The sequence below is a fragment of the Bacillus sp. B4EP4a genome (assembly GCF_006680105.1).
Taxonomy (GTDB): domain Bacteria; phylum Bacillota; class Bacilli; order Bacillales; family DSM-1321; genus Peribacillus; species Peribacillus simplex_E.
In genome coordinates this window covers 1-2,620 of sequence record NZ_VHIK01000074.1, presented here as the reverse complement: position 1 = coordinate 2,620, position 2,620 = coordinate 1, and the positions used below count along the sequence as shown (strand labels likewise).

Sequence of the window (2,620 nt, the reverse complement as noted above, 5' to 3'; positions counted from 1 at the left end):
TGCATGAATGAAAAAACTTTTCCAATATACTGCAGAATAATCATTCCCAAAACTCCTTTTTTTTCTATCATACAACGAAAAAGAGAGAAGGAAACAGGGAATACAATAACATTACTTAAAACAAATAAAACCATAACATATTTTACATAGGGTTAAAAAATGTGCTGATTCAAATGCGATAAACTTTTCTGGACTTCTGTTTTCAGAAAAAAAGAACATCCATAAAGATGTCCTATAATGTGTAATTACTTCATTTTTCTTAAAATCCATAGGTAAGCCAATATTGAAATCCCCACAGAGACTGCGGCCATTATGTAAATGCTTATATACCCAAACAGATAGCCGATTTGTCCGAAGAGGATGGCACCGAAACCGATTCCAAGATCAAAGAAGGAATAGAAAGTGGCATTGGCCATGCCTTTTCGATTTCGGGCAGCGTGTTCAAGAGACCATGCTTGAAGAGCCGGTTGGACAGCACCGAATCCAATGCCATAAAAAATAGCTGCCAAATACAGAATCATGTTACTTGGCATCCAGGCTAGCAATAGCATCGCCACTACGATAATAAGAGTAGATGGAATGAAGACAGCTTGATGTCCTTTTTGATCATAGATCTTTCCAGCAAACATACGTGTGAAAATAAGAGCTAAAGCGTAAAGAAAAAAGTATCCTTGAATACCTGTCAGACCTTTTTCGATTGTATAAAGCGGTAAGAAGGTAGCAGTCCCGCCAAAAGTTACCGTAATGAAAAAAACAAGAACGGACGGAGCAACAGCGCTTTTTTCATAAATGTCAAACCTATTAGTTTTTACTGGGACAGAAGCATGATCTACTTTTTTATAAGTAATTGTTGAAGCCATGATCCAAGCTGCCAGGCTTAATACGCCGCAAAATAAAAACAAATGTTGAAAGGGTAAAACATCCGCTAAGAAAAGCCCAAATGAAGGACCAAAAGCCATCGCCAAATTACCCGATAAAGTGAAGTATCCCATTCCCTCACCCCGACGCTTTGCTGGGATAAGGTCGGAGGCAATCGTACCTGATGCGGTGGTCGTATATCCCCAGCCAATCCCTTGTACAATCCTTATGGCGCATAGAAGGAAAATACTCATCATAAATCCAAACGAACCAATTGCTACAGCCAAAAGAGCTAGACCGAACAAGAAAACAAAACGTCTGCCTTTTGTTTCCAAGGCCTGTCCAGCAAAGGGACGGACAATCAGGGCAGAAAATAAAAACATGCCAGCAACTAACCCAATATACCGTTCATTTCCGCCAAGCTCTTTTACAAAAAGTGGAAGGGTAGGGGAAGTCATCTGAAAGGATAAAAAAACAAAAAAGTTAGCCAAGAAAATCATAATAAAATCACGCGACCAGATTTTATTAACAACCGGAAGTTCTTCTTTTAACAAGGGTACACCCATAACAGCCATTCTCCTTAATTGATAGTAATTATCATTCTCATTTTACTAAAGTTATAGAGAACAATCTATAAAAATTAAGTGATCACTATAAATCTAAGTAATATTGACTAATAGTTAGCCCGTAAAAATTTTATTAGAAACAAACATTCGGAAGGAGGTCACTTTATATTCAGGAAACACAACACACAGGGTCTTATAGCAGATTTTCCATTAAACCATGTTCCTGCATATACAGAACCCTTATGTAGAGTGGAATTAACTTTGAGTGAAACAACCGTGCAGTTCCAATGGAAATTAGTTAATCGACAAGGTAATTATGGTAAACCGTCATATTATTGGGAGAGTTGTTAAGAAATCGTGTCATTATTATGAAATTTTAATTAAGGACCTTTTATTTACCATTTATAAGGTATATTATTTGGGAAATGAGAGATTAAAGGAGTTAATTATGGGTAGATTTACAGAGACTGTAATGGAGAGGGTAGAAGATTCTCTACATAATAGGAAGAAACCTATGGTCGTTAAACTAAATTCCGAACAACTCGAGGATTTTATACAAAAATTTCCGGAAGACGGAGAGTTTTTTGGTTTAAGCTATCACATTCATGATGATAAGACGGTCACTTTTAACTATAATTCAGATGGTAGACTTCTAGAAGTATTGAATTTGGTTAAGTGATTGGTACTTTGGAGTATCCAGCAGAAATGCTGGATTTTTTGAATTTAAATAATCTTAATTAATCTAGTACGTATCAAAGTCGAATGATATAGAAGATAAAACAGTCTCTGTGAAACCGACAGTAAATGGAGGCGGTACAAAACGACAAAAGTAAATGGCGAAGCGGAATAATCGCGGCTTTTATTCCAGAAACTCAAAAAGCACAATCCCCACTCCATTATCCGCCATCAAATGAGCATTACGCATCTTTTTAACAGTATCACCAAGAAGATCATTCGTCATATTTTATTTTTACTCCTTACCTGCCATCAAACGAAAAGGGACCCGCCAATAACCTGAATCCCAACACCTGCTCATACCACTTAATCGCAGCATCCAAATCAGGTACAGCCAATCCAATATGAGTAACTGCTGTCATATGTATCCCCCCTGATAATTAAAATACCCTTTTAAGGTGAGGGGCAAACGGCACTTTTTTTGGACAAAAAAAAGAAGCAATAGCCAATATTGCTTCTGG

3 protein-coding genes are annotated in these 2,620 nt (G+C 37.1%); 1 reads left to right on the top strand and 2 read right to left on the bottom strand.

The genetic code is table 11. The features are described from left to right. Positions 1-245 precede the first annotated feature (245 nt). Complete coding sequence (locus tag FNK51_RS25515) at positions 246-1,424, bottom strand: MFS transporter (RefSeq protein ID WP_141995141.1); 1,179 nt, start codon at positions 1,422-1,424, stop codon at positions 246-248. 514 nt (positions 1,425-1,938) lie between these two features. On the opposite strand from FNK51_RS25515, the gene FNK51_RS26835 reads away from it, so the two are divergent. Further along, complete coding sequence (locus FNK51_RS26835) at positions 1,939-2,103, top strand: hypothetical protein (RefSeq protein WP_181762351.1); 165 nt, start codon at positions 1,939-1,941, stop codon at positions 2,101-2,103. A gap of 298 nt (positions 2,104-2,401) precedes the next feature. On the opposite strand, the gene FNK51_RS27455 is transcribed toward FNK51_RS26835, so the two are convergent. Continuing rightward, entirely contained in the window at positions 2,402-2,521 is a 120-nt protein-coding gene (locus tag FNK51_RS27455; RefSeq protein ID WP_141995140.1) for a VOC family protein, read from the bottom strand. Positions 2,522-2,620: the final 99 nt, after the last annotated feature.